The sequence below is a fragment of the Pseudoalteromonas sp. B62 genome, from assembly GCF_037162565.1.
GTDB lineage: Bacteria > Pseudomonadota > Gammaproteobacteria > Enterobacterales > Alteromonadaceae > Pseudoalteromonas > Pseudoalteromonas fuliginea.
On record NZ_JARLVB010000002.1, the window covers coordinates 2,188,194 to 2,213,122 of the forward strand.

Below are 24,929 nucleotides of genomic sequence, written 5' to 3' on the forward strand. Positions count from 1 at the left end.
GTATTTGTATTTACTAGAATGCTCGACCATCAGTATAGTATTTGTAGCTAAGATAATGATTTGCTATAGGGTAATAACACCACAAGGTAAGAGGCACACCCTTATCCTAGTTACAATTGGGCACAAGTATACATATACCTTAGTGCTAGGGGAAGTATTGCGCGGTGTATCACCTTATGCCGAGTTAGAACTCGGCATAAGGTACAATTGGAGTGCCAGGAAATTCAAGAGTGCCATATACAGGGTTGAAGTAGTATCGCATATACAATTGGCCAAAGTTAGGCTCGTAAAAGTCTGAACGATCTATTGCCAGGTAACCACCAAAAAACCAGTGTGGCGTTATTCTATATTCAAAGCTGCCCTCTAGGTTATAAGAGATACTTGAACTTGTGTCGCCCTCAAACGCTGGATTTGCTCCTGTTTCAAGCTGACGAATAAACGCTTCTGCTTGTAAGTCTGGATCGTTAGGGAAAAAGTCAATTGCTTGGGTTTTAGTTTGTGAATATGAAACGCCCGTTTTCAAACGATAAACAAAATCATTGCCCCAACGTGCGTCATAACTAAGCGGTACTGATAAACCAACGTAATTTTGTGGACTATAGTAACCACCATGCCCCCAAGTTTCTTCACTTAAATTATATTGGTATGCCCAATGTAATAAGCTTGCTCCTACAGTGAATTCGCGTTCTTGATTGCTAATTACGCGATAATAACTGCCACCCATAATACGATATCGCTGATTGTCTTTTACATTTTGGCCCTTATATGAGGTAAAGTCAGCACTAGACCAAAATCCCCAATTACCACCTAAATCGTGTGATATATTTGCAGTAAGGCCTGTAGAACGTACGCCTCCCCATATTTTACCGGTGTTTATATCTTCAAGACCCGCATAAGAAAGTACTGAGCTGGTAACAGGACGCTTCTCTAATTCAAGGCTGTATCCAAAGTCGCCAATATCATCGGCGTAATTTACGCCCCAGACAATATCCTCAATTAAAAACCCTAAAGGGGTTGTACCTATATCTAAACGCCAGTTTTCATTCTGCCAGCCTAATCCAATATCTACGCCGCTTTCTTTCGGGCTTACTTCATCAAGAGAACACGTAAATATACATAAAGCACCTTGGCCATAACGGCTTCCCGCAAATTGCTCATCAAAACGTGTTGTTTGCGCACTAATTGTTGTCGGGTCTATTTTTACAAAGCCTTGACCTTGCCAAAGTGGGAAATAGGCTTCAATAGGCACTAAACCAGCCCCAAGGGTTGCTTCACTTTCAGTGCTTGTCTGGCCACTAAAGTTAACACCAATAGCGATGTAAGCTTGGTTTTTGTTTTGTTCATTAATAAGCTCACGCTTTGCGCCGTTTATATACCACTCATCGCTTTCATTTATTAGCGAAAGCGAGTTATAAAGCTCTTTTTCAGTTAATGTGCGGTTAGGCGAGAGTGTTTGTGTGTACCAAAGTTGAGCTTGTTCTGTTTCATTGAAATTGCTGGCCACTTGGGCGCCCAAATAACGTAACTCTGTATCATTTGGCGATTTAGTAATGAGTTCTGTAGCTAAACCAAGTGCGTCACCTGAGTAGTTAAAATCATTAAGAGATGCCATAATTTGACGTTGTAAATAGCTTTCCTGTGATGAAGTTTGCGTTATAGCTTGTTGTGTTACTTCTTTGGCTTGAAAATCATCACCTTGCTCTCTGTACGCTTTAGCAATCGCTAGTAAAGCTTGTGGCTCAATAATTTGCCATAATTGTACTTTTTGCTGATATAAGATAATCGCTGCTTGGCGTTGTTCAAGCGCTAAATTTGCGTTAATTAATGCTGTGGTTATTGCTGCGTTATTTTTATATTTTTGGTCTAGTTGATTTAGTTTCGCAATTAAATCGCTGCCGCTGTAATACTGGTTAATATAGTTGTTTTGTAACTGTACATATTGATTAACATCATTTTCAGATGCATTTTCTGAAAGAGCATAACTGGTGAACCATTGTTTAGTTTGTTGCTCATTTCCTTGTTCTAATAGCCATTCGCCATAAAGCATATGCCAATAAGCAGAAAGTGTAGGTTGTGCCGTTAATGCTTTATTTATAAGTTTAACAGCGTATAGCTTTTCATTAATTCGATACCAATTACGTGCTAATTCGGCTTGCATTACGGGAGTTAAGTTTTGTGCTTCTAAGGCGCTTAAATGATAGATGGCCGTTGCTTTATTTTTAGCATCAAGATGGCGCTCGCTTTGAGTTAAAGATTCGTTAAGTTGTAGCTGTTGTTCTAGCGTAACAATATCTGCATTTCTGGCTCTAAAGGGAATATATTGCAAGGTTGCAATAGCGCCTTGGTAGTCATCAATAGATCGTAGAAAAAGCGCGTGGCTATAGCGCAGCTGAGGGTTTAAAGGGAACTGCCACAATACGTTATTAAACAACGTACGAGCTTTATCAGTAAGCCCTTTTTGTTGGTATATAAAAGCTAAGTCGTAATATAGCCAAGATTGCTCTGGTGCAATATCTATTGCCTCACGCAACACTTTTTCAGCCTGCTCTAAATCACCTGCTTGCGCTAGGGTATTTGCTTTTGCTCGATATTGGCTACTAAGCGATATTGAATAGGATTGCTTAATTTGCTCCTTTTGAGCAAATGTTAAACGGCTATAAAAAGACGTTAAAGCTTGTTCACTTTGTTCAAGTTCAGCTATTTCAAGCAAACCTAATAAGGCGCTGTTATTGAGAGGGGCATTCTTTAAAACAATTTGATAGGTTCGTGCTGCTTGAGAGTATTGCCCTTGAGCAAATTGTAACAAGCCTCTGTTATATAAAACTGCATTAGGGTTTTGCTCCAATGCATCAGCTAAGTCTAATTTTAGCTTTGCTATTTTAAATTCATTCTTATTAATTGCATCTTTGGCTTGGCGTATATAAAGCCAAAACTTTGCTGTTTTAGCTAATCCTTTTAAGGTTTCTCTTTGTGCAAAATCGGCGGTGTGCTGTTGCGCTCGTGTAAAGTACTCATAGGATTTTTGATTGTCACCTAAGCGTAAATAAAGAATACCCAGACTTCGCATTATTGCACCGTCTTGAGGTCGCCCACTTATCGCTTTTAACAGTAACGGTTCAGCCGCTTTTAATTTGTTTTTTTCAAGGAGTTTATCGCCTCTAACCCAGAGCTGATAGGCTGGATCTGCAATTAAGGTTTGACGTGCTGTTAAATCTTTTTTGAAATCCTGATACTGTAACTCACCTTTAGTACTAAACGGGTAAAGCATAAAGTAGGTTTGAAACTCTTTATCAGTGGCACCACTAATTGGCATGTTTGCTAGCGAACCGAGCCAAATCTCTTCTACTTCATTACTAAAGCTAGAAGTTGAGCCGTATTTACTTAGAATACGAATAGCGTGCTTGTCACTTGGGTTACGTCTGAGTAAATGCCTCGCGTAAGCAATCTCAACTTGGCCTATATTAGAGTAACTTTGCAATAATGTTTCGTAACCATTTTTAACACTTTGCCATTGAGAGCTGTCTTGTGCGTACCAGCTTAAATGTTCTAGTTCATAATTGAGTGTTGGGTATACATTATTAAATATTTTATTATAAATTTGACGTGCAGGTTCGTACCGACCTGCGCGAGCTAGTAATTTCGCTTCTTGAATAGCCGATTTATCTTTGCCTTCAATTCGAGACATGACTTTGAGTTTTTCAATGCAAGGGGTTGCTTAATAAGTCCGTTATCTAACTTGCTTAGTAGTTGATTTGCTCCATCTAAATCACCGTTAACAAAGTTGTAATGCGCTTGAGCACACTGTGTTTCTATGCGGGTTGGAGCAATCGCGACCAGCTTTTTCAAGCTATCTTCAATAAGCCTTTTATTTTTTTGTGCTTCACCAATATTTATTTGGCTTAGTAACCACTCAACAGATCGCGTATCAATATCATTTACTGTTTTTGCGTTTAGCATTGGGCTCAGTATTAATACGCAGAGTAGGGCAACCTTTAGCTGCATTCAGTACTCCATTTAGGTTGTAATGTTCCATCCGCTGTAATTGCAAAACGTTTATTTAAAGTACTTGTACCAAATAAATTTAATACACTGTCGTAGTAACGAGTTTGAGTGAATGACTTATCAACCATTAATTTTTGCTGAATTGTCATCGCTAAGGAATCATCGTCTTGTATTGCAAGTAAAGGTAGTAAAGCAGCGTTAAAGCCTAATGGGCCTCTTTTTTCTGATTTACCTGATTTCGAAAACGTATTTAATGGCACATAACCACGGTCATTAATTGTTTTTAAAAATGGATTAAATTGTGCTAACAATTCTTTTTTATAAGGCGCATCGTTTGCCATCATACTGGCCCATAAATAAACCCTAATAGCGTTGTAGCTTCCTACGTCACTTGTTTTTTTATCGTAATAAAAACCATTATTAGTGTCGTACATTACCCAGTCAGGGCTAACACCTTGTTTGGCCGTATCTAGAATTAACTTTGCTGAGCTTTCATGCAGTTGCTCCCAAGGAGAATGAGGGTATAGTTTTTTAAATTGTTGATATATAAATAAAGGTGAGTAACTAGGGTTTAATTTATATTGTTCATCTTTAAATTCAAAGCCAGCTGGGGCCGGTAGTAATGACAAACCAAGACCGGAAATATAGGCTGTTTCTTCTCGTATTATACGCTGAGCTAGCACGGCCGCTAATATACTATAACGACGGTCACCCCAGAGAATAGCAGCTTGTGATAAGCTATAAGCTATCCATAAATCAGAGTCAGCGGCAGGGTTTGAATCTAAAATTGATCCTGCATTTTTTTCATTTATACCCCATTGCCATGCTGGTAAACGCGTACTTAAATCACCTTCGGATAAATGATTTTCGGTCCAATCAAGTACTAAATCAAACATTGCTTTATCGTTTGCTATTACAGCAAAAAATAACGCGTAAGACTGACCTTCAGATGTTGTAATACTCTGCTTACTACCTAAATCAATAACACGACCATCTGGGCTTATAAAGTGGCTTTTAAATACTTGCCATGCTTGCCACGGTTGACACTGTTCTATCTGTGCTTTCGCATTAAAAGCAAATAATGCCACAGCAACGCAGAATACCTTTATAAGTGACTTCATTATTTATCTCCCTCAGCTAAACGCTTGTATGTAAGTGCTTGTAATAATCGCCATAGAATAAATGAGATCAGCAGTAGCGTTAAAATAGATAATAACGCTAATATAAATGGGTGATCTGATAAGTGAAACCAAATTAAGGTATGAACAGGGATCTGACCAACAAAATACTGTTTATCTGTTTTAATTGTTTCGATCCCTTGTGTTGTAATTATTGTTGCACTGCCCTTAATTTGTTCTCGACTTTGCGAGTTCATCAGTGCGTTATCTAACAGGCCAAACGCTTCATTTGTTGTTGCCGTTAACGATACTATAGAACGTTGCGAGCTAAAGGGGGACTGATAGCCTGTAATCACCGCCATATTGCCGCTACTCGTTACGTTTATTTGTATTTTTTCAGCTTTATTATCGTCATAAGCACCGTTATAAATAGCGAGTTTAATTGCACGTTGATTGTTGTTAAGTAAAATGTTTTTTGGTTCATCTTCTTTTAGCTTGTCACTGCGCGTACTTGGTTTGGTTATAAACAGTATGTCTTTATCGTTGTAGTTTATATCATCACTTAAATATTTTACTGTTAAACGGTGACCAGGGTAGCCTGTTATAGCGCCAAAATGACCGGTTAAATTAAAGAGCATTGAAAGTGCTTTAGGTGTTGGGTTTTCATTCAAAATAACTAATGTTTGTTGTAAATCGGCGTATTTTGTAAACGGGAATCCACTATTAGCAAATACACTTAAATCTGGTAGTGCGATATAGTGATTAAAATTACTTACATCAATATGAGAGTGACCGTCTATAACACCGTATTCGCCGCCAAGAGGAGCTCCAGTACATGTTGCATTTTTTAGTACGTCAAATCGGAAATCAAAATTAAGCTCATTACGTTTAGCCAAGTTAATACCATTAAGCGAAAAGTTTTCAGTACTTTGAGTTGAATCTGTATTAGCAATTAACGGTAACAGTGTTTTTGTTGTACTTACAGTAGAGTCATTTTTTTCTAATAAAAAGCCACTAATAAACTCTTGGTTTATCAGCATATTCAGCCTAGAACTTAGTGTGTCATCTTCTGGCGTATTACGATATTGCAGCGTTATCGGGATCCCTTTTTCACGCCACGTAAATAAATCAGGTGCAAAGCGAATATTCAACTTAACAGGACCGCTATTGAGCCCTGTAGTTTGTAACTGAGTTGGGTAGTCAATTAACTCATCAAAATGTACAGGGCGATCGCTTCTCAGCCATCGAGGTGCATCGTAAGCTTTGCGAAGTGGAATCTTATTCATGCCTTCAATACTTACACTTCGGCCAGTCATTACTTTATGGCCAAACACTAAACCGTTTACTGCGGTTTTTAAATCTTTTTCATCACGTCCTAATATAAGGAGTATTTTTTTATAACGGTGTATTGGATTGGAAATAATCTCTATTGTTGGTTTTTCTACATCAGGGTAGTCGGCTAAAAAAGCAGGTTTAGATGTGTTTGTAATAAATACAACACTGTGTTGATTAGGTGATTGATTAAGTACAACAGGGAAGTTAGCACCACGCCAATCAGCTTGAGCACCAAACCAGCTCGAAAGTGTTGCAGCGGCTTCTATTGCTTCTTCATTTGGTGTGCCGGAAAAAATAAACGGAAGAGTTAGTTTACTGTAATCTTTGCTATCAAAAAATGGTTCAGGTAAATACTCAATTTTACTATCAATAGCCAGTGAAGTTTGGTCGAGAGTTATATTACTTGATTTGTTTATTTCTACCCAAATAGCACGGCTAAAATAGTCTTGACATGACGTACTATAATAACCAACAAGCTCAAAGCGAATTTGATTGAAGTCTTGAATGTATTTTGCGTTGAGCGCTATATTATGTTCAGCGGTATTTTTAATAATATTGGAAGGTTCATTTATAGATAAAACTGTCACTAAATTTTCATTAAAATACACTTTTAAATGCGATACGTTGGCAATTAATGAAGGAGAGTTTGTGTATGAGAAATTCAACATCAAATCTTTACTCAACTTATCAATGCGATTAGTGAAGTCGACATTTGAATCGTTATTTATACCGTCTAGCTTATAATTATTAAAACCCAGAGCTTCAAAATCAAGACGTAAGCTAGTAACTTGAGCACTCTCAGGATAGCCATTGTTGAATATGGTCTTATCACTCATGGGCTCAATAGCATTAGCTTGCCAAGCAATGTTCATGAGTAAAAATATAACGAGTGTACTAAGTAGCTTATTAATCATAATTATTTTGCACTATAGGTTTTTTTGGAATGAATGAGTTTATATACATAACTAAACGAGTTAACAGTTTAATAGTCGGTTGTAATGGCCTAGGCGCATGAAATAGTAAATTACTAAAGCCTCTTAAACTAGTCTTTTGTACTTCTTTGAAGCTGTATGACGGGCGATCATGCCTAAAGTTATTTTGCCAATCAAGCCAGGCATCTGCTCTAGAAAAAGTACACTGTATAAATGCACGTTGTTTTTCGAGCGACAAATCTTTAAGTGTCAGGCCTATATGTTTATTACGGGTATTACACACATGAGTTGTAAACGAAAATTGTTTGTCTCCTCGACTCATTAACAACTCAATTTTATCGTTTACTCTACATAGGTGGGCATGCTCTGTCTCAATACCGACACCATTATCTGAGTAATCAGTGATTCTAACTTTTAATGTGTGCCCATTCGCTAAGCGAATACCCGCTGGAAAGTTGGCTTTTATTCGGTGTGAGTGCCTTACTTGACGCGCTTCTGCTGCAACAGCAACAGCGGCTCCTAGAATAATCATGTTGTAGAGCGCCCAGCCCATACTAATCACTAACACACCTATTTGAGAAGGGTCACCAAAGATCAAACGCAGTACCCCAAACACGATGCCCAGAAGGTTAATTGCTAACAGTATGAGATAGGGTTTCGAAATTCCCCAGTCGTAATGCTCTTCATCATTTAGCCCACCTTTTTCTGTTACATTAAACTTACCTTTATTAGGATTAAATAAGGCAACAGTGGTTGGTTTCAATATGTACCAAGCCAACACCGATTCATACACTTCGCCCCAAAATGAGTACCTGTATTTACCTTGAATACGTGAATTAGTCGCTTTAATTTGAATAAGCGTAGGTACTACATAAATAAAAATAGCTAAAAAAGGCGCATAAATAATATAGGCATTAAAGTAGATCAGTGCCAAAGGGGCTGTTAAAAATACAATACGAGGTATTCCCGATAAAAAATGTAACATTGCGTTTATATAGCACAAGCGTTGAGGAATACTTAACCCTTTGCCCATTAAAGGGTTATCAAGTCTGAAAATTTGCGCCATACCGCGTGCCCAACGAATTCGTTGCCCAATATGCGCCGATAAACTATCGGTAGCGAGTCCTGCGGCTTGTGGAATGTTGATATAAGCTGTTTTATAACCAGCGCGCTGCATACGAAGTGCTGTGTGAGCATCTTCGGTTACAGTTTCAAATGCAAAACCACCAATATTATCCAGCGCTTCTCGTTTTAATACCGCACAAGAACCACAAAAGAAAGTCGCATCCCACATGTCGTTACCGTCTTGAATAAGCCCGTAAAATAACATGTTTTCATTTGGGATTTGGCTGTGATTGTTAAGGTTTCTTTCAAATGGATCAGCAGAGAAAAAATGATGTGGTGTTTGCACTAAACAGACTTTACTGTCTTTTAAAAATTGGCCCATGGTTGTTTGCAAAAAAGAACGCGCAGGAACATGGTCACAGTCAAATATAGCAATGTACTCACCGTGGGTATAGCGCATAGCGCTGTTCATATTGCCAGCTTTGGCATGATTGTTATCCGGACGCGTTAAATACCCTACGCCAACTTCTTTTGCAAAATCAGCAAATTCAGGACGTTTACCATCATCGAGAATATACACATTTAACTTGTCCTCAGGCCAATCGATACTTAGCGCTGCTAATGTAGTTGGTTTTACAACACTCAATGGTTCATTGTAAGTTGGGATATACACATCAACCGTAGGCCATAATTCAGTGTTTCTAGGTAATGGTATGGGCTTGCGTTCGAGTGGGTTAATAGTTTGGAAAAAACCAAGTATTAAAACAAGCCAAGCATATGTTTCAGCAAGTAGTAGTCCAGCTCCTAAGGCTAAAGCAAGAGGATCATCCCAATTTAGCGTTTCAGTGTAACGCCACCATAAGTAACGTGAGGACGTTGTTACCGATAAAGTGATCATTACAATCGTTGCCATCTGGCCTTTTATTCGCTTAAGTGAATAGGCGACTAATAAAATGAAGCTTATAAAAATGGCTTGCGCTTCTAGACTAAAAGGAATAGTGATAAAAATCGTTAATAAAAACAATATGAATGCAATCACAATGTATTTTACATATTTATTTTGCCAAACACGCGCATCGGCAATAGAGTAAAAAGCACTTTGTTTAGGTTTTTTTTGCTTTTTGACAGTATACGCCTTAGTAACTTACCTAATTTTAAATCAAACCACCTAAACTGCCTAAAGAGACGATTCACTGAGTCATAGAAATGGTGTGATATTTTTTCTTTCGTCGCCCTTTTTTTGTCGTTTTTTTAACGAACGTCAAAAAAACGCTTTGTAAAATAAAGCGTATTGAATTTGAATAAGGATGGTTTCTATACGGTTGTCTTAAATGCGGATAATTCACGCTTATCGATTCACGAATATTACGCTTATGAACGCTAATTTTTACAAATAGAGAACTTACTATAATCAGAAATGGCATCAGCAATGCTTCAATCGCATTCATTCTGTGTTGATTGAAGTAGCCGTGAAACTTAAACAGAATCAAACGGACTAATTTTTCGCTAAACAATAAACTCAGCACCAGTCGAAAGGTGTTTTGAAAAGGGTGTTTATGAAGTGCCTTAAATGAGATCATAATGCTGTTTTACTTACCAACCAGCCAGCCAGCGTTTCGAAATCGTCGTTAGCAATGCTATAAGGTGCACAGTTTAGTGCCACATTACGATAAGCCGTTGACTCTTTAATCACTTCGTCACTATTTATAAAAAAAGGTGCCATAAGTGGGAGTGTTGACTGCCAAAGTGAGAATAAATCGAATTCTAATTCAGAGGATGAATTGTATCGGTTAACTAAAAAAAGTGATGCCACGAATTTTCTGTCTTTTTTAGTTTTTGCAAACGTCTATAAATAAGACTGTGGCATACCGCATCGCAATTGACTAACTCAATGACAATATCGTCTTCATGTAAGGTGTAGTTACTGATATCTATATGACTAGGACAATCGAAGAGTACCCAAGCGTTTTGAATATTATCTAGTTTATTGCAATTATCAATCAGTTCGTTTAATGCGGTATTAGAAGGTGTTTTTTCGCCATGGGGTAAAAAAATGATGCCGTCACTATCTTGGTAAAAACATGTCAGGATATCGTTGAAATTTTCAGCGTCGCTCCAGCCTTGTGTATTTTTCCAAGGCAAACCAAAATGCAGCCCTAAATCACTTTTTGGGTCTAAATCAACCGCAATTACGTGTACATCGGATTTTTTCAGCACGCAGGCAAGATTAGCCACAATTGCGGTACAACCTGTACCACCTTTTATACCTTTTAAAAAATTCTTTGCACGTGATGGGGTTACCTATAGTTTCAACGGCTAGTAATAGACGCAAGTTCGTTATCAATTTCTTTTAATAACGCATATTTATTTATAGTTTGCATGTTTTTTTGCGTATTCACTATTTCAATGTAATCTTCACTTTTACCGCCAAAGCGATGAGCTAAGTTTGCTATATCGTTAGATGTGAGTGTTTGAGGATTTTTTGAAATTAAGTTTTGCATTACTACCTGTATCAGTATGTTTTATTTTATAATATATGGACATTATTTGACTATTATATATAGAATAGCGGCTAAAACTAGTAAAAAAGTATTTTTTTGAAAGGTGTTTTGTGTGCATAAGTTTAACATTTTGGGATTAGACCCCGCAGCTGAAGAAATAAAACCTGCTGCAATTTATGCTGTTTTAGCGCCTTTAGACAATTTTTCTATTGAGTTTATATTGCATTCAATAAGCCCCAATGATGTGAAAGAAAATATTTTTATAGTCTCTTCTCAGATAGAGTCATTCTTTGAATCTTCTTGTTCGAATTTACTACTTGATGCTAGTGAGCAAGGCCGAGTGCATTCTTTTTCATTTACAAAAGAAATTAGTGAGTGGAATGCAAAACGCATAAATAAAGGGATTATTAAAGAGTTAAGTGCGTATGAAAATATAAAAAATGCTCTAATCGTTGTTCATTTTAGTACTCAGCAATTACGTGATACCACTGAACAGCAATTTGAAACGCTTATTGAGCAATATAAATCATTTTTAATTGATACAAATACTAGTCTTCTATTTTTAATCTCAGGTCCTGAAGTTGCTAATTATCGATTTTTAGTAAGGCGCTTAAATCAACTCTTTAGCGGCGTTGTGTTTGTCGATAATGATTCGGCTGCACGAGTACTTGAGTACGACTATTGGAGACACAGCACAGGGGTATTATCAAATACTCACTATCAGTTAATTTTGCAAAATGATCGGTTAGTTGTAGAAGAAGGGAAAATAGAAACCCAAACACTTAGCAATAAACATTTTAATGATGAAGATGTTGTGTGGTTAGTACAAAACTCAGTACCAGAGGGAACAAAGCTGCCTGCAAATTATCATGTTGTAAAAAGTAACAGCGATTTATTTGAAAAAGGTCCTCAGCTAGAAGCCGCAACATTAGTATTTTCGGTTACACGCTATACCGACTTATCTGAGTTGGGTAAACAATGTTTTGAATTGAGAAAAAATTGTGGTCGTTGGTTAAAACTCGTGATTCAAAATGTAGATGGGATTATCAGGCACCAAGACGAGTGCTTATTTTTAACGCTGGGTGTTAATCTTATTTTGTATAGCTTTTCCGAACCTTCTCGGTTGTTATCGCAAATTCAGTCGATCCAAGGCTTTCAATTTTCTCGACCATTGCCTCCATCTGTTGAGCATGTATTACGATATACTGAAAACACGTTTTCAAAAGGTTACTTACCATTTATTGATTTTACTCGCCAAGTTGAAGTGCACAGTGACTCGGCGGTTAATTTAGGTGTCAGTGGGGTACTGGTTGTACTTGAGTTATTACCAAGAATAGATCCTATTCACCCACTTCATCTATTTCACATAAAACGTGAAGGTGATGTATTTAGTGTTGCTGAAAACAAAGTTTACTTGTATCTACATGCTTGTAGAGAAAATGATGTAATGAATGCGATTAAACATTTATTCAAATTAGAAACCAGTGATTTTTTTGCTCAACAGAGCATTATTTCGGACCACTTCTATATTCAGCAAGAATGTAAACAATTACGCCGATATTATAGAGATAAAGATGTGAGTGATTTTACAAATCAACTAAAAGAAAATGACAGTTACAAGTTCGATCCTGCTTTAGCAAAAAATCCCAGTATTGATATTGCTACGCCTGAATTTTTCACTCAGGAACGCCCTGATGCAAAAGCTTTTACAATGAAAGTTAAAGAGCTGTGATATGAGTATTAATCAACTTTTAATTACAGCATTAATCTCGGGGTTATTTGGTGTTTTATTGTGCCTAATTGGCTCTTACATAGTATCTAAATTAAAAAAGTATTATTACAAAATGACATTTAAGCACGAAGTGCTAGAACCCTATACACCTAAAAATAAGGAACGTAAGTGAAATTGTCTGGTCTAGGGGTTTGGAATCTCTATTTTTTAGTTAAATTTGCCCTGTATTATTACGGTGTAATCGATTTTAGTTTTTTGAGCAATGCTGCGTTGGCCGCTTTGTTAGTAATACAATTTAAAAATGCGCGAGTTGAGAAGGTTAAACACATTATCGCACTGATTATAGCTGTGATTTTACTGTATAAAGATTCGTGGTTACCTCCCATTAATCGTTTAATTAAACAGGCTGGTAACGTTCAAGATTTTAGCTTTGATTATTTTATCGAACTAGTTGGGCGGGTAGTTAATGTCGATATGCTACTTGGCTTATTCATTATTGTTGTTTTATTTTGGTACAGCTCTCAATGGATTCGGTTTACTACAGTGACTATTATTGGCTTGGCGTTTATTGGCTGGCAAGGTCAAAGTAACTCATTAGATATTAATGAAAGCCCTACAGTGGTTAATAACAGTAGTATTGCAACTCAAAGTAAGGCGCCTGTTGTAACAACCCAATACCAATCGCCCGACCAAAAGCTTAGTGATTTTTATCAACAACAAAGCTTATTAACAAGTCACTTTCCAAAGGAATACAATGGCGAGTTGTTTGACGTTATTATTTTAAATATTTGTTCTATGGCAGTTGCTGACTTAAATTTTTTAGGTATTAGCGTTACAGACATGTATAAAGATTTTGATGTGGTGTTTCCTGATTTCAACTCAGCCACATCATATAGTGGTCCAGCAGCCATTCGATTATTAAGAGCAAGCTGTGGACAAACAAACCAAGCGTCTTTGTTCAAGGATGCGCCAGAACAGTGTTATTTATTTAAGAACTTAGAAAAACTAGGCTACCAAAACAACGTAGTGATGAATCACGATGGGCATTTTGATGAATTTAAAGGCCTAATAAATAGATATGGTGGCTTAGACAGCAAGCCATTTAATATTGATTCTATGCCTATTGCTCAGTATGGGTTTGATAATAGCCCTATTTATTCAGATGGTGCGGTTCTAAACGGCTGGCTTGACCAACAAGCTAAAGTCTGTAAGCCTTGTGCAATGTACTACAATACCACGAGTTTACACGATGGTAATCAACTTGCTAATAGAGCCCGCATGAATAGCCAGCAAAGTTATCCTCTTAGGCATGCAAACTTATTTTCTGATATTAATGGCTTTATTAAAAACCTAGAAAAACGTGGTAGAAATGTAATGCTGATGGTAGTACCTGAGCATGGTGCTGCACTAAAAGGAGACAAAGTACAATTTGCTGGTTTGCGAGAAATACCAAGCCCAGCTATTGTATCAGTTCCAGTTGCAATTAAATTTATTGGCCCTGATGTGCAAAACTATTCCCAAATTGTAATTGATGATTCAATCAGTTATTTTTCATTGTCAGAATTAGTGAGTAAAACATTGAAAACTAATGTTTTTGGTGGGAAAAATAGTATAGCAAATTTGTTAGATAATTTACCGAAAGCTCCAAAAGTTGCTGAAAATGCAGATACTATAATGATGTATGTTAATCAACGACCATACATACAATTAGATGGCGGTGATTGGTCTGAATACCCACAAGGTGATTAATTTTTATTAAGAACTGCAATAGCAGTAGTGGCATATTTCATGGAGTAAATATGTTATTGCTGTTATTGCGTGAATAAATCCATGTATCTACTCATTTATTATAAACACTAGTATTGTCCAAAAATGTTTACAATAAACTACCTTCTCATAGCCACTTAGCGTATTATTCAATTAATATAGTTTTCCTTCCTTAGAGGATGTATGCGTTTAGATATTCATTGTGCTGACAGAATCGGTATCGCCCAAGAAATTCTCAATATTTTAGTTAATTACAGTGTTGATCTAAAAGGAATAGAGGTTGATTCAGTTAATTGTCGTATGTATGTAAGTTTCCCTGAAATTGAGTTTGAACAGTTCCAGAAAATAATGCCATCAATTCGTTTAATTGATGGTGTTCATGATGTACGTACAACCGCTTTTTTACCCTCTGAGCGTGAGCATAATGAGCTAAACACATTGCTTCGAGCATTGCCCGATGGTGTTATTTCTATTGATGCCAAGGGTTGGGTACGCTTATGTAACGATGCGGCTTGTAAAGACTTACAATTGAGCGAAAAAGAGGTTATTGGTGCAAATATCAATAATTTGTTGAAAGGCTTTAATTTTACTCGCTGGTTAGAAAGTAAAGAAGTATTAGGGCAAACCACCAGAGTGGAAGTCGCTGGTGAAGACTTTATAGCCGATATTTTACCTATTGCTGTGCCGCAAGGTGGTGAAGGTGATGTACTTGCCGGTGCTGTTATTAATATAAAATCACAAAGCCGATTAGGTCAACAAGTTAGTGCATTTAGACGTTACGGACAAGAAAGCTTTGCAACTATTCATAACTTTAGTACTGCTATGCGTCGTGTTGTTCGCGAAGCGCGTAAAATGTCTCAGTTAGAAGCACCAATACTAATTACGGGTGAAACAGGAACCGGTAAAGAGCTATTAGCACGGGCGTGTCATTACGCATCTAATCGCTCAGTGAAGCCTTTTATTGCTTTATCGTGTGCATCGTTACCAGACGATGTTGCTGAATCTGAGTTATTTGGCTACGCAGGCTATGAAGAAAATGCAGCACCTAAACGCGGCGTACTTGAGCAAGCCGATGGTGGGACTGTATTTTTAGATGAAGTGGGCGAAATGTCGACTCAACTGCAAACTAAGTTATTGCGCTTCTTACAAGATGGCACATTTAGGAAAGTGGGTGATGAGAACGAAGTTAAAGTTAATGTTCGTATAGTCGCAGCTACTCAAAAAGACTTACCTGCTATGGTGCAAGAGGGCGTGTTCAGAGAGGATTTATACTATCGAATCAACGTATTAACATTAGATATTGCACCACTTAGAGATCGCAAAGCCGATGTTGGGCCACTCGCAGAGCATTTTATTCAAAAATATGCACAGCAAAATGGTCACGCGGTGCCACTGTTATCTCAAGAATGCTTAAGCTTTTTACAACAGTATCCTTGGCCTGGAAATGTACGCCAATTAGAAAATGCAATTTATCGTGCGGTATCTTTATTAGATGATAGTGAGTTACGAGTAGAGCATTTACAGTTACCTACGTTTACGCATGACTTAGGGTATTTAGAATCTGATTTTGAAGGTTCACTGGATCAAGCGGTAAAACGTTTTGAAGCAACATTATTACGCAAACTTTATCCAGCTTATCCAAGCTCACGACAGCTCGCTAAACGTTTAGGTCTTAGCCATACAGCAGTTGCAAATAAACTACGAGATTACGGTATTAACCGTAAAACAGTTAAAGTTTAAAATACGGCAATATTTAAAATAGGGCGCTAATTAATTTTTAGTGCCCATATTTTTTTGACACCATCAATGGCAATCGTCTTTATACCATCTTCATCAAATTTCATAACAATACTGGCATTATTACGAGCAAAAAAGTAACTTCGGCCATCTAACTCAATAACATAATTCCCTTTCACTTGATCGCTAAACTGTTGTTTTTTTAGAGTGATGGTGTGCTTGCCTATTGTCCAATCAAACGCTTCTATAAATCCATTATTAAATTCTTGAACCCATACTTGGCTGCCGTCTTTTGCAAGCGTGATGGCGACTGAGTAGGAGCTAGGAATTTGATCCATTTCATAACTCTTTGAGCCAATAGTAAATTTTTTAAATTTTTGTTGCCAAGCAAAACCAAATTCAAACGATTTTTCTACCCCTGTAGAGTAAGTAATAGAGCCATTACCGGGGAAATTAAAATCGGCTAACGCGTGGTGGCTCACTGTTAAGAATATACTAGCAATAAGGATGTTTAATTTTGAATTCATAAGTAAATTTTTAGTTGTATTTATAACCTCAGATTAAAGCAGAATATTCGTCTTAGCAAGTGCCTGTGTTACACTCAGGTAAATTGAACTGGTAAGACCTTTGCTGTGAACTTATATATTCGACTTCTTTTATTATTTTTTAAAATTAAGCGTAATCATCAATATCAAGACTTACTTGATACAGTAGATATTGATTACAAAGCACTACCAACTGATTGCGATATAAATCTGCATTTAACAAACTCACGTTATTTAGCCATGATGGATTTGTCACGTACATGGATGACGGAACGAGTGGGTTTGCTTAAGCAAATTTTGAAACGCCGTTGGTTTCCTATTGTTAATGCTACCGCCATCACGTATATCCGTGATATTAAACCAATGCAACGCTACACTATTAGTACAAAACTAGTTGGTTGGGATCATAAGTATTTTTATATAGAACAAAAATTTCATTCAGCACGAGGCTTACATGCTATTGCTTATGTACGCGGTGTGTTTAAAAGTAAAAAAGGCATTGTAAGTATCGAAGAAATGCTTGAAGTCGCTAGTTTCAAAGGTAAAACACCGATACTACCGAGTGAAGTTATGCATTGGAAAGAAATGCTTGAACAGAAAAAAGCAAATAACTTACCCAAATGATTAGTTAATTAAAATAAAAAAGGCCTTTCGGCCTTTTGCACACACATGCATTAAAGCATTTTTAAAAATTATACCTAACCCCAAACATGGCGACTACTGGGTCCAGTTCAACGGTTGAAGTGAGAGCTTTTGCGCCATTAGCATATACTGTTGCATCAGTATCAATATCCATAATTGATACCATTGCATGTAAACCCCATTTTTCATCAATTTTATAATTTGCACCTACTTGTGCTACAAATCCAAATGAGTCATCTAACTTTACTTCTACATCATTTGTACCAAGCGTTGTTTTAAGCGCTTGCGACGGTTGCTCATCAAAGAATGTTGTATAATTAACTCCAATACCCACGAATGGTCTTAATGCATAACTTGTATCTAAAAAGTGATACTGAGCAATAAGTGAAGGGGGAGTTGTTTTATATTCGCGATTTTATTACCCGCTAGCCCACCAGTACCATTAACATCATGCGAAAATGGCGTTGCTGCAATAAGCTCTAGCACCCATTGGTCGTTAAATGCGTAGTCAAGCGTAATACCTAGTTGCGTATCAGAATCACCTTTTAGACCTAAAGTCGGTGCTTCGTTAATTTTTGAGCTGCTGTTATCAGGGTTAATGTTAATAGCACCCACATTTACGCTAAAATTGGCGTGTGCAGCAGGAGAAAGTGCTAATAAAGAAGTCAGTAATGCAATACTAATAGTGGTTTTCATGTTGTTCTCCAAGAACTACTTTTTGATTGACGCTATTATTGCAGTTTTAAAATGTTCAAAACCTGTCCTAGATCAAAGTTTCAAAAATGTTTGAACGTTGTGAAGTGTTTTATTGATTTAGATTAATTTTGATGTTGATTAGCGACAGAGATACTTGACTCTTGATTTCTTAAATAACTAAAAGCGCTGTTCTGAATTTGTTTAGTGCGTGCAAGTTCAGTTTTTTAGGTAGCAAAAGTTATAAATCCCCCTTAACCAGAATCGAGAAAACAACGTCTCTTTTTTTCATGATTAGGCTCTGCCTTACCTGATTGCCACACAGTTTGCTGTAAATTTAACCTCAAAAGTTAAACACCTTATAATAATAAAATATAAAAAATAGTCACAGCTGTGTATTAATACTGACATAAATTCAGGCTTTAATAATAACTCAATATTTTCGTGAGTCTCTTAACGAAAGTTAGGGCTAAGTAATAAAGGGCGTTTGATATGGCTATCGCTATTTTTGATAAAGCAATCAGTGAAAGAGAATTCCAACGCGACGTTGTTGCATATTTACAAACGCTTATTCGATTTGAATCTGTTACACCTAATCAGGCTGGAGCAATTGATTGGCTTACTAGAGAATTGAGTGACTTGGGATTACAGTGTGAGCATTTTAATGTAAACGGCGTGAGTAATTTAATCGCTTCAATTAGTTTTGGAACCGGACCATGCGTCGCCTTTTCAGGGCATATAGATGTAGTACCAGCAGCAACAGGGCAATGGTTAAGCCCACCTTTTGCAGGGAATATTGTATGTGATTCAGTGTATGGTCGAGGCGCTGCAGATATGAAAGGTGGTGTGGCTGCAATGCTTAGCGCAACAAATAATCTGATTAATAATAGCGAGAATAAGCAAGGAACATTGTATTGGCTTATTACATCTGATGAAGAAGGTGAGGCTGAATTTGGCTCTCAAGTAATCGTTAATAAACTGGCCGAGCAAGGTGTTGTACTTGATGGCTGTATTGTTGGAGAGCCAACCAGCCATATGTGCGTAGGTGACACTATCAAGAATGGGCGAAGAGGTGCACTCTCTGCACGTATTAAGGTAACAGGTAAGGCTGGGCACGTGGCTTATCCTGATAATACGATCAATGCAGCTTTTATAGCTGCTAAAATAGTTAATTACTTGAGTGAACAAACGTGGCAACGTGATGAACAAAGCTCAAAAACCACATTGCAAGTAACGGGTATTAATATTGATAACGTTATTGATAATCTTGTGCCAGCTTATTGTGAGGTTACTTTTAACGTGCGTTATAGTCATGCATATAGCAGCGAGGCGATTAAAGCGTTATTGACACAATCGCTTAGTGAGTTTGCCCATTACTTTACAATAGAGTGGGAGCGTCCGTGTGAGCCATATTATACAGCAGACACTCATGACTGGAGTTTACTTTCTCATGTTGAGCAGGCTATTTACAAGCAAACAGGCTGTTATCCACTGCTCAGTACCAGCGGTGGAACATCCGATGGGCGTTTTTTTGCAAATAACCACACTCAAGTTATAGAGTGCGGTTTGCGTAATAATACGATACATCAAGTAAACGAACATGTACCTATAAGTGATTTAGTAAAAATAGAAGCAATTTATAGCTCTTTGCTCGAGCAGGTTTTTTTAAATTGCTAGGGCGTGTTGACCTTTTGAGGTTGTATTTGTAATAGTGTGTTTAACCTGAACTCTACTTGAGATAGATTTATCCAGAGTTCAGGTTATTTAATCGGTCACGTCTATGCAATGCCGTTACTGTGCATAAATAGGCAATGAGATAACATGAATGCCAAACACATGCTGTAATAAATTTTTCTAGTTTTTGCACTAGTTATTATTTTTTTAAGTAACGTTTTGCTTTGTTCTCTTTTACGCTTTCTAGGTCGACTAAAACCAAGCCGTCTGTACAATTGTTAAAGTCGGGATCAATACTAAAACTTAAAAACTGTACGCCACCGGGCATACAGAGCTCAGTGTATTGCTTAAATAATGTGGGGACTTGCGCTCCCATATTGGCTAGTACGTGCTTAAGCTCTACAAAATCTTCTTTCACATTGTTGCCACTGAACACTGTTTGGCATTGTGTTAGTTGTTGATCGCTTAGTCTAAATTCATTGTTAGGCATTGCTAGTTGCACATTGTTTTTGTAGTAATGTTGATAATAATAAACAAGCATGGCTTTTGCCTGCTCTGGTAGGGTATTAGGTACGGTTACAGCGCCAAATAAGTAACGGTATTGTGGGTAGTTTTTAATAAAGGCGCCGATACCATACCAAAGATAGTCTAAGCTTTTACGTCCCCAATACTTTGGTTGTACAAAGCTGCGACCAAGCTCAATACCTTGGTGTAAGTAGGGGGTCATGGCCTCTGTATAGGAAAATAAGCTATCAGTGTAGAGCCCTTTTCGTCCGTGTTTTTTTATTATATCTTGCGCACAAGCTAATCGGTATGCACCAACGAGTTCTAATTGAGTAGGATCCCATAATACAAGATGTTGATAATCCATATCATATTTATCTATATCTCGACGCTTACCGCTGCCTTCTCCCACTGCTCTAAATGCAATTTCCCTTAATCGACCTAGCTCTCTAAACACCGCAGAGCTACCGGTATATTGATAAAGGTGAATATGCATATCGTCGATTGTTTTACCCAGCAACTGGCATTGATCAATCGCTTTTTTTAGCTCTTTTCTGCATTCAGGTATAGCAAGAGGCATTTGTGTTTTTAGTGGTAACGGCTTTTTAGACGTTAGCCTATAAAGCTGTTTACGAATAAGGTTTACAACTTCTTTATCTTTTAGATTTTCTATCAAATAAGACTCAGGCGGAATTGAAGCTCCAATTTCAAACTCCAATGACTTTTGACGTTGCTTAAACATTTCTTTGACCAGTAGCAAACTCGCTAGAGGCTTATAAATCATTGATGTGCCATAAAATAAAGGGCTGTTTTTAGCTTTTATAAAAACAGGTAAAATGGGGCAGTTGGCTTTTTTTGCCATACGTAAAAAACCGCTATTCCACTTGCAATCTTTTATGCCTGTGGGGCTCAAACGAGAGACTTCACCGGCAGGGAATATAAGCAGTGCACCTTCGTTTTTTAAGTGTTGGTGGATATTATTGAGTTCTTGTTTTTTACTTGTTCCAGATAAGTTATCAACGGGTAGTAACAGTTCATGCATGGGGGTAACCGACATCAGCATACGGTTAGCTACAACCTTTAAATCTTGTCTAACAGTTGAGAGTACTTTAATAAGTGCAAGTGCGTCCAAAGAGCCGATAGGGTGGTTTGCAACAATAACCAGCTTACCTTCATTGGGGATATGTTCAATTTGTTTAGGTTTGTAGCGTGTATCAAAATCAAGCTCATCTAATACCTGTTCAACAAACTCTAAACCTTGCAAGTGAGGGTAGGCATCACCAAAGGCAACAAACTCCTGCTCATGTAACAGATACCCTAGCCCTTTTTTTACAAGACCTTTTACTTTTGGTGATTTTTCTAATTGTGGTAAATTTGCTGCAATCACTTTATCAATACTAATCATATAAACCTCTTTCACGCATTGGCATGTTTACCATTTACTTAGAATAAAAAAAGGGTGTGACAGTTACTTTGCAGTTGTGTGACTTTTTAAAGTGCGAATTGAGCCAAGGCATGTTTATCTTTTGAGGTTAAACATCCGCAGCCCGTAGGACTCTGCCTAGGGGCAATTTACTCTTTGTTGCTCGGTTTTTATACCAATCAGCTTATATATGGGGTCTATTTAACGTTAAGAAAATTACGCTAGGACTAGGCAAAAATTTTTGTATCTAGTTGTTCTAAATAAAAAATTTTAACGACGTTATAGTGCAATTTAATTCGTTAAATTGATCAAAGATTTATGCAGGTTGGTATTACTTATTCTTACATGGATGTAAGCCTGTCTCTTATACACAAGTCTTTGAATATCGTTAAGTCTGTGATCTAATCGATCATCATCACTCATAGATTTATCATATGCACACAAACACTTCTGAAGAATGGGCTCAATTAATTTTTGGTAACGCTAATTTAGGAGATCCGAGACGCACCCGACGATTAGCTCTACTAGCAAGCGATATGGCTGAGAATGCAGACAGCTCAATTGTTAAGGCTTCTGATACACCCGCAAAAATTGAAGCCGCTTATCGTTTCATTAGAAATGAGAAAATATCCCCTCAAGCGATTGCCTATTCAGGATTCTCACAAACGAGTGAAGCGGTAAAGCAGTTGCCTTTGGTTCTCGCTATCCAAGATACGACAGGATTGACATTTAAACACAGTGTTTGCAAAGAATTAGGCGATGTGAACTGTACAAATACATTAGGAAAACCATCAAAAACAAGAACGCTATATGCGCATTCAACTTTAGCAATTGATGCAGATACGGAGCACGTTATTGGTTTACTCGACCAGTACTATTGGTTTAGGAAATCAAAGGTTAAAGGGACTAAAGATCAACAACAGCAACGCCCTTACGAAGAGAAAGAAAGCTATCGCTGGCAACAAACATTAATGGATATAAAAAAACGTACAGGTGAATTATCAAATATACTTAACATCTGCGACAGAGAAGCTGACATTTATGAGTACATGACTTACCAAAAAGATGAAGGGCATCGATTTTTAGTCAGAGCAAAAGAAAATAGAAAATTAATAGAGCCTCAATGCAATCTCAATCAGTTAATAGAAACAGCGCAGGGTCAGTGTTGTTACACTATTAATATAGCGCAACGTGCGGGAAGAAAAGCGCGTCAGGCCCGAATTACATTGAGCTATCAACCTATAACACTCGCCAAGCCTAAGCGAGTACAAGGGCAAGAATCACCGACATTGAGCGTCAATGTCATTGTCTGTCAGGAAAAAGAAAGTACGCAAAAAAATCCATTATGTTGGATTTTATATACGACAGAGCCCGTAAATACAGCAGAAGATGCCCAGAAATTAGTAAGATACTATGAACTTCGCTGGCGTGTAGAGGAGTTTCATAAAACATGGAAAACAGATGGAACCGAAGTAGAAGATTTACGTTTGCAGCACAGTGATAATATTTTACGAATTGCGATCATTAAAGCGTTTATTGCTGTCAGGTTATTACAGCTGCAAAATATGGCGCAAAGGAGTGAATTAGACAAAGAAGTGAGATGTACAACTTGTGTTAAAGAGATGACGTGGAAATTACTATGGGCAAAGGTTGAAAAGGATGTGTTGCCGGATAAAGTACCGTCTCTCCATTGGCTATACTATAGTTTAGCGAAATTGGGAGGGTGGTATGACAGTAAAAGAAATGGTCGAGTTGGCGTAAAAGCACTCTGGAAGGGGTGGTTGAAATTAGCAGAAATGGTCGAATCTGCCGAATTGTTAATATCAATTCAGCAGACAGAAAAGTTGTGATCAAGAGACAGGGATGTAAGCCACTAGGGTAACGCAGGAGCAGTTACCGAGCCCGCTAGGTTACAAACCTCGCGCCGCGATTTAATCGCCCCTAGATTGAACGAATTTCAATCTAAAAGGTCAGTAGGCCCTAGGCAAAGATATCTTGATTAGTATAATTAGTTAAACTCGAACTTATTTGGAAATAAAGATGTCTGTATTAGTTGCTATCACAGGGCGAGATAACAAAAAATTAATGGCGCAATTAAAAATACGGTTACCTAATGTATGCATAGAAGAGTGGCCAGATTGCCAGAGTTTGGATAAAGTCGACTTTGTACTTGCTTGGAAAGCCCCGCAAACAATGTGGTCACAACTTCCTAATTTAAAAGTTGTCTCGTCTTTTGGTGCTGGAGTTGACAGTATCGATTTAGCATTATTACCTAGGAACGTTGAGGTTGTGCGCATTGTTGATACTCAGTTGGCAGAGGATATGGCTGAATATGTACTTGCTCATGTTTTAGCGCAAAAGTTACGTTTTAAAGAGTATTTTATTAAACAAAACCAGCAAAGTTGGCAGCCAAAGCGTGCTTATAGCTATAAAAATGTTGGTATTTTAGGGTTTGGTGAGTTGGGCAAGGCGTGTGCAAAAAAGCTTGTTAGTAATGGCTTTCTTGTAAGTGCATGGGCGCAAAGAGAGAAAAAGGCAGTTAATGTTGAAATGTTTTATGCTAAACAAGGCCTTAATAAAATGCTTCCTAATATAGATTATCTAATTTGTTTATTGCCACTTACACAAGAAACTACCGGTATAATTGATCGCACATTATTATCAAAGCTTCCAGTCCATGCAGGACTCATTAATGTTGCCCGTGGGGAGCATGTTATTGAGCAAGATTTATTAGATGCTTTAAATACAGATAGCTTACGAGTAGCTACTTTAGATGTTTTTGAGCAAGAGCCACTCGCAATCGACCACCCATATTGGCAGCACCCAAAAATAACACTGACGCCTCACTGTGCCGCATTATCTGATTTAAGAAGTGTTATTGAGCAAATAGCAGAAAATATTGAATGTTTAAAGCAAGGTAGTAAACTTAATAATCTAATAGATAGAACGAAAGGTTATTAATGGATAGTTAAATAATTTAACAAACTACTTGTTAACACTTGTAATTTTTATTATTGTTGTTAGGTATTCTCATTAATAAAAACAATAAAGAGGGTGTTATGAAGACGAATCAAGGTGGTGTGAAGTTAAGTTTAATTGTTATTTCGATTATTGTATTGGGTGTATCTGCTTGGTTTAATCAACCGACTGTTCTGTAATTACACAATGCCACAGTCAATTATTTAATTTTGCTGTGGTTATTTCTAAATTTTTGCTTTTTTATCGTTTCCATAAATACTATTTAACCTAAACTTTGGTT

11 protein-coding genes and 5 pseudogenes are annotated in these 24,929 nt (G+C 37.3%); 7 read left to right on the forward strand and 9 right to left on the reverse strand.

Annotated elements, in window-relative coordinates; all coding sequences use genetic code 11:
- Positions 1-184 precede the first annotated feature (184 nt).
- From P4S71_RS14395 to bcsR, 6 genes and pseudogenes are all read right to left on the reverse strand, one after another.
- Positions 185-4,002: pseudogene (locus P4S71_RS14395) on the reverse strand (cellulose synthase subunit BcsC-related outer membrane protein).
- Entirely contained in the window at positions 3,993-5,123 is a 1,131-nt protein-coding gene (gene bcsZ / locus P4S71_RS14400) for a cellulose synthase complex periplasmic endoglucanase BcsZ (protein ID WP_096793501.1), read from the reverse strand. Before bcsZ ends, P4S71_RS14395 begins: the two are co-directional and overlap by 10 nt.
- The gene (gene bcsB / locus P4S71_RS14405; protein ID WP_337150882.1) at positions 5,123-7,369 is read right to left on the reverse strand and encodes a cellulose biosynthesis cyclic di-GMP-binding regulatory protein BcsB; all 2,247 of its coding nucleotides are present in this window, start codon (positions 7,367-7,369) and stop codon (positions 5,123-5,125) included. The genes bcsZ and bcsB overlap by 1 nt, the downstream gene beginning before the upstream one ends.
- Positions 7,362-10,032, reverse strand: a pseudogene (gene bcsA, locus P4S71_RS14410) (UDP-forming cellulose synthase catalytic subunit). The gene bcsB and the pseudogene bcsA overlap by 8 nt, the downstream one beginning before the upstream one ends.
- A pseudogene (bcsQ, locus tag P4S71_RS14415) lies at positions 10,029-10,717 on the reverse strand (cellulose biosynthesis protein BcsQ). Before bcsQ ends, bcsA begins: the two co-directional pseudogenes overlap by 4 nt.
- A 44-nt stretch (positions 10,718-10,761) precedes the next feature.
- Positions 10,762-10,953 (reverse strand): BcsR/BcsP family cellulose biosynthesis protein, encoded by a 192-nt coding sequence (bcsR, locus tag P4S71_RS14420; protein ID WP_007376902.1) that lies wholly within the window; start codon positions 10,951-10,953, stop codon positions 10,762-10,764.
- Between the two features lie 112 nt (positions 10,954-11,065).
- On the opposite strand from bcsR, the gene bcsE reads away from it, so the two are divergent.
- The 3 genes from bcsE to tyrR all read left to right on the forward strand — a co-directional run bounded on the left by bcsE (position 11,066) and on the right by tyrR (position 16,192).
- Positions 11,066-12,685, forward strand: coding sequence for a cellulose biosynthesis protein BcsE (gene bcsE, locus P4S71_RS14425; protein WP_033031542.1), 1,620 nt, complete (start codon positions 11,066-11,068; stop codon positions 12,683-12,685).
- Positions 12,686-12,853: 168 nt separating this feature from the next.
- Positions 12,854-14,434: a cellulose biosynthesis protein BcsG gene (bcsG, locus tag P4S71_RS14430; protein ID WP_337150883.1), complete on the forward strand. Its 1,581-nt coding sequence runs from the start codon at positions 12,854-12,856 to the stop codon at positions 14,432-14,434.
- 201 nt (positions 14,435-14,635) lie between these two features.
- Positions 14,636-16,192, forward strand: coding sequence for a transcriptional regulator TyrR (gene tyrR, locus P4S71_RS14435; RefSeq protein ID WP_007376906.1), 1,557 nt, complete (start codon positions 14,636-14,638; stop codon positions 16,190-16,192).
- 30 nt (positions 16,193-16,222) lie between these two features.
- Here the strand turns inward: tyrR and P4S71_RS14440 are convergent.
- Positions 16,223-16,716 (reverse strand): annotated as a pseudogene (locus tag P4S71_RS14440) (hypothetical protein).
- A gap of 105 nt (positions 16,717-16,821) precedes the next feature.
- Between P4S71_RS14440 and P4S71_RS14445 the strand changes: the two are divergent.
- Complete coding sequence (locus P4S71_RS14445; protein ID WP_007376908.1) at positions 16,822-17,358, forward strand: thioesterase family protein; 537 nt, start codon at positions 16,822-16,824, stop codon at positions 17,356-17,358.
- A 61-nt stretch (positions 17,359-17,419) separates the two neighbouring features.
- Here P4S71_RS14445 and P4S71_RS14450 read toward each other — a convergent pair.
- Positions 17,420-18,072, reverse strand: a pseudogene (locus tag P4S71_RS14450) (OmpW/AlkL family protein).
- Positions 18,073-18,561: 489 nt separating this feature from the next.
- Here P4S71_RS14450 and dapE point away from each other — a divergent pair.
- Positions 18,562-19,746 carry a succinyl-diaminopimelate desuccinylase gene (dapE, locus tag P4S71_RS14455; protein ID WP_337120630.1) on the forward strand — a complete coding sequence of 395 codons (1,185 nt, stop codon included), beginning with the start codon at positions 18,562-18,564 and terminating at the stop codon, positions 19,744-19,746.
- 196 nt (positions 19,747-19,942) lie between these two features.
- Here dapE and P4S71_RS14460 read toward each other — a convergent pair whose 3' ends face one another.
- Entirely contained in the window at positions 19,943-21,652 is a 1,710-nt protein-coding gene (locus tag P4S71_RS14460) for a lysophospholipid acyltransferase family protein (RefSeq protein ID WP_337150884.1), read from the reverse strand.
- A 452-nt stretch (positions 21,653-22,104) separates the two neighbouring features.
- On the opposite strand from P4S71_RS14460, the gene P4S71_RS14465 reads away from it, so the two are divergent.
- Together P4S71_RS14465 and P4S71_RS14470 are read left to right on the forward strand one after the other, a co-directional pair.
- Positions 22,105-23,520 (forward strand): IS4 family transposase, encoded by a 1,416-nt coding sequence (locus tag P4S71_RS14465; protein WP_337150885.1) that lies wholly within the window; start codon positions 22,105-22,107, stop codon positions 23,518-23,520.
- Positions 23,521-23,710: 190 nt separating this feature from the next.
- A complete protein-coding gene (locus P4S71_RS14470) occupies positions 23,711-24,631 on the forward strand; it encodes a 2-hydroxyacid dehydrogenase (RefSeq protein WP_337150886.1) in 921 nt (306 codons plus the stop codon).
- The last annotated feature ends 298 nt before the right edge of the window (positions 24,632-24,929 follow it).

Coding starts and splice junctions, on each gene's coding strand:
- bcsZ (WP_096793501.1), bottom strand. CDS start 5,123: ATGAAGTCACTTATAAAGGTATTCTGCGTTGCTGTGGCATTATTTGCT.
- dapE (WP_337120630.1), top strand. CDS start 18,562: ATGGCTATCGCTATTTTTGATAAAGCAATCAGTGAAAGAGAATTCCAA.
- P4S71_RS14470 (WP_337150886.1), top strand. CDS start 23,711: ATGTCTGTATTAGTTGCTATCACAGGGCGAGATAACAAAAAATTAATG.
- tyrR (WP_007376906.1), top strand. CDS start 14,636: ATGCGTTTAGATATTCATTGTGCTGACAGAATCGGTATCGCCCAAGAA.
- P4S71_RS14465 (WP_337150885.1), top strand. CDS start 22,105: ATGCACACAAACACTTCTGAAGAATGGGCTCAATTAATTTTTGGTAAC.
- P4S71_RS14460 (WP_337150884.1), bottom strand. CDS start 21,652: ATGATTAGTATTGATAAAGTGATTGCAGCAAATTTACCACAATTAGAA.
- bcsR (WP_007376902.1), bottom strand. CDS start 10,953: ATGCAAAACTTAATTTCAAAAAATCCTCAAACACTCACATCTAACGAT.
- bcsB (WP_337150882.1), bottom strand. CDS start 7,369: ATGATTAATAAGCTACTTAGTACACTCGTTATATTTTTACTCATGAAC.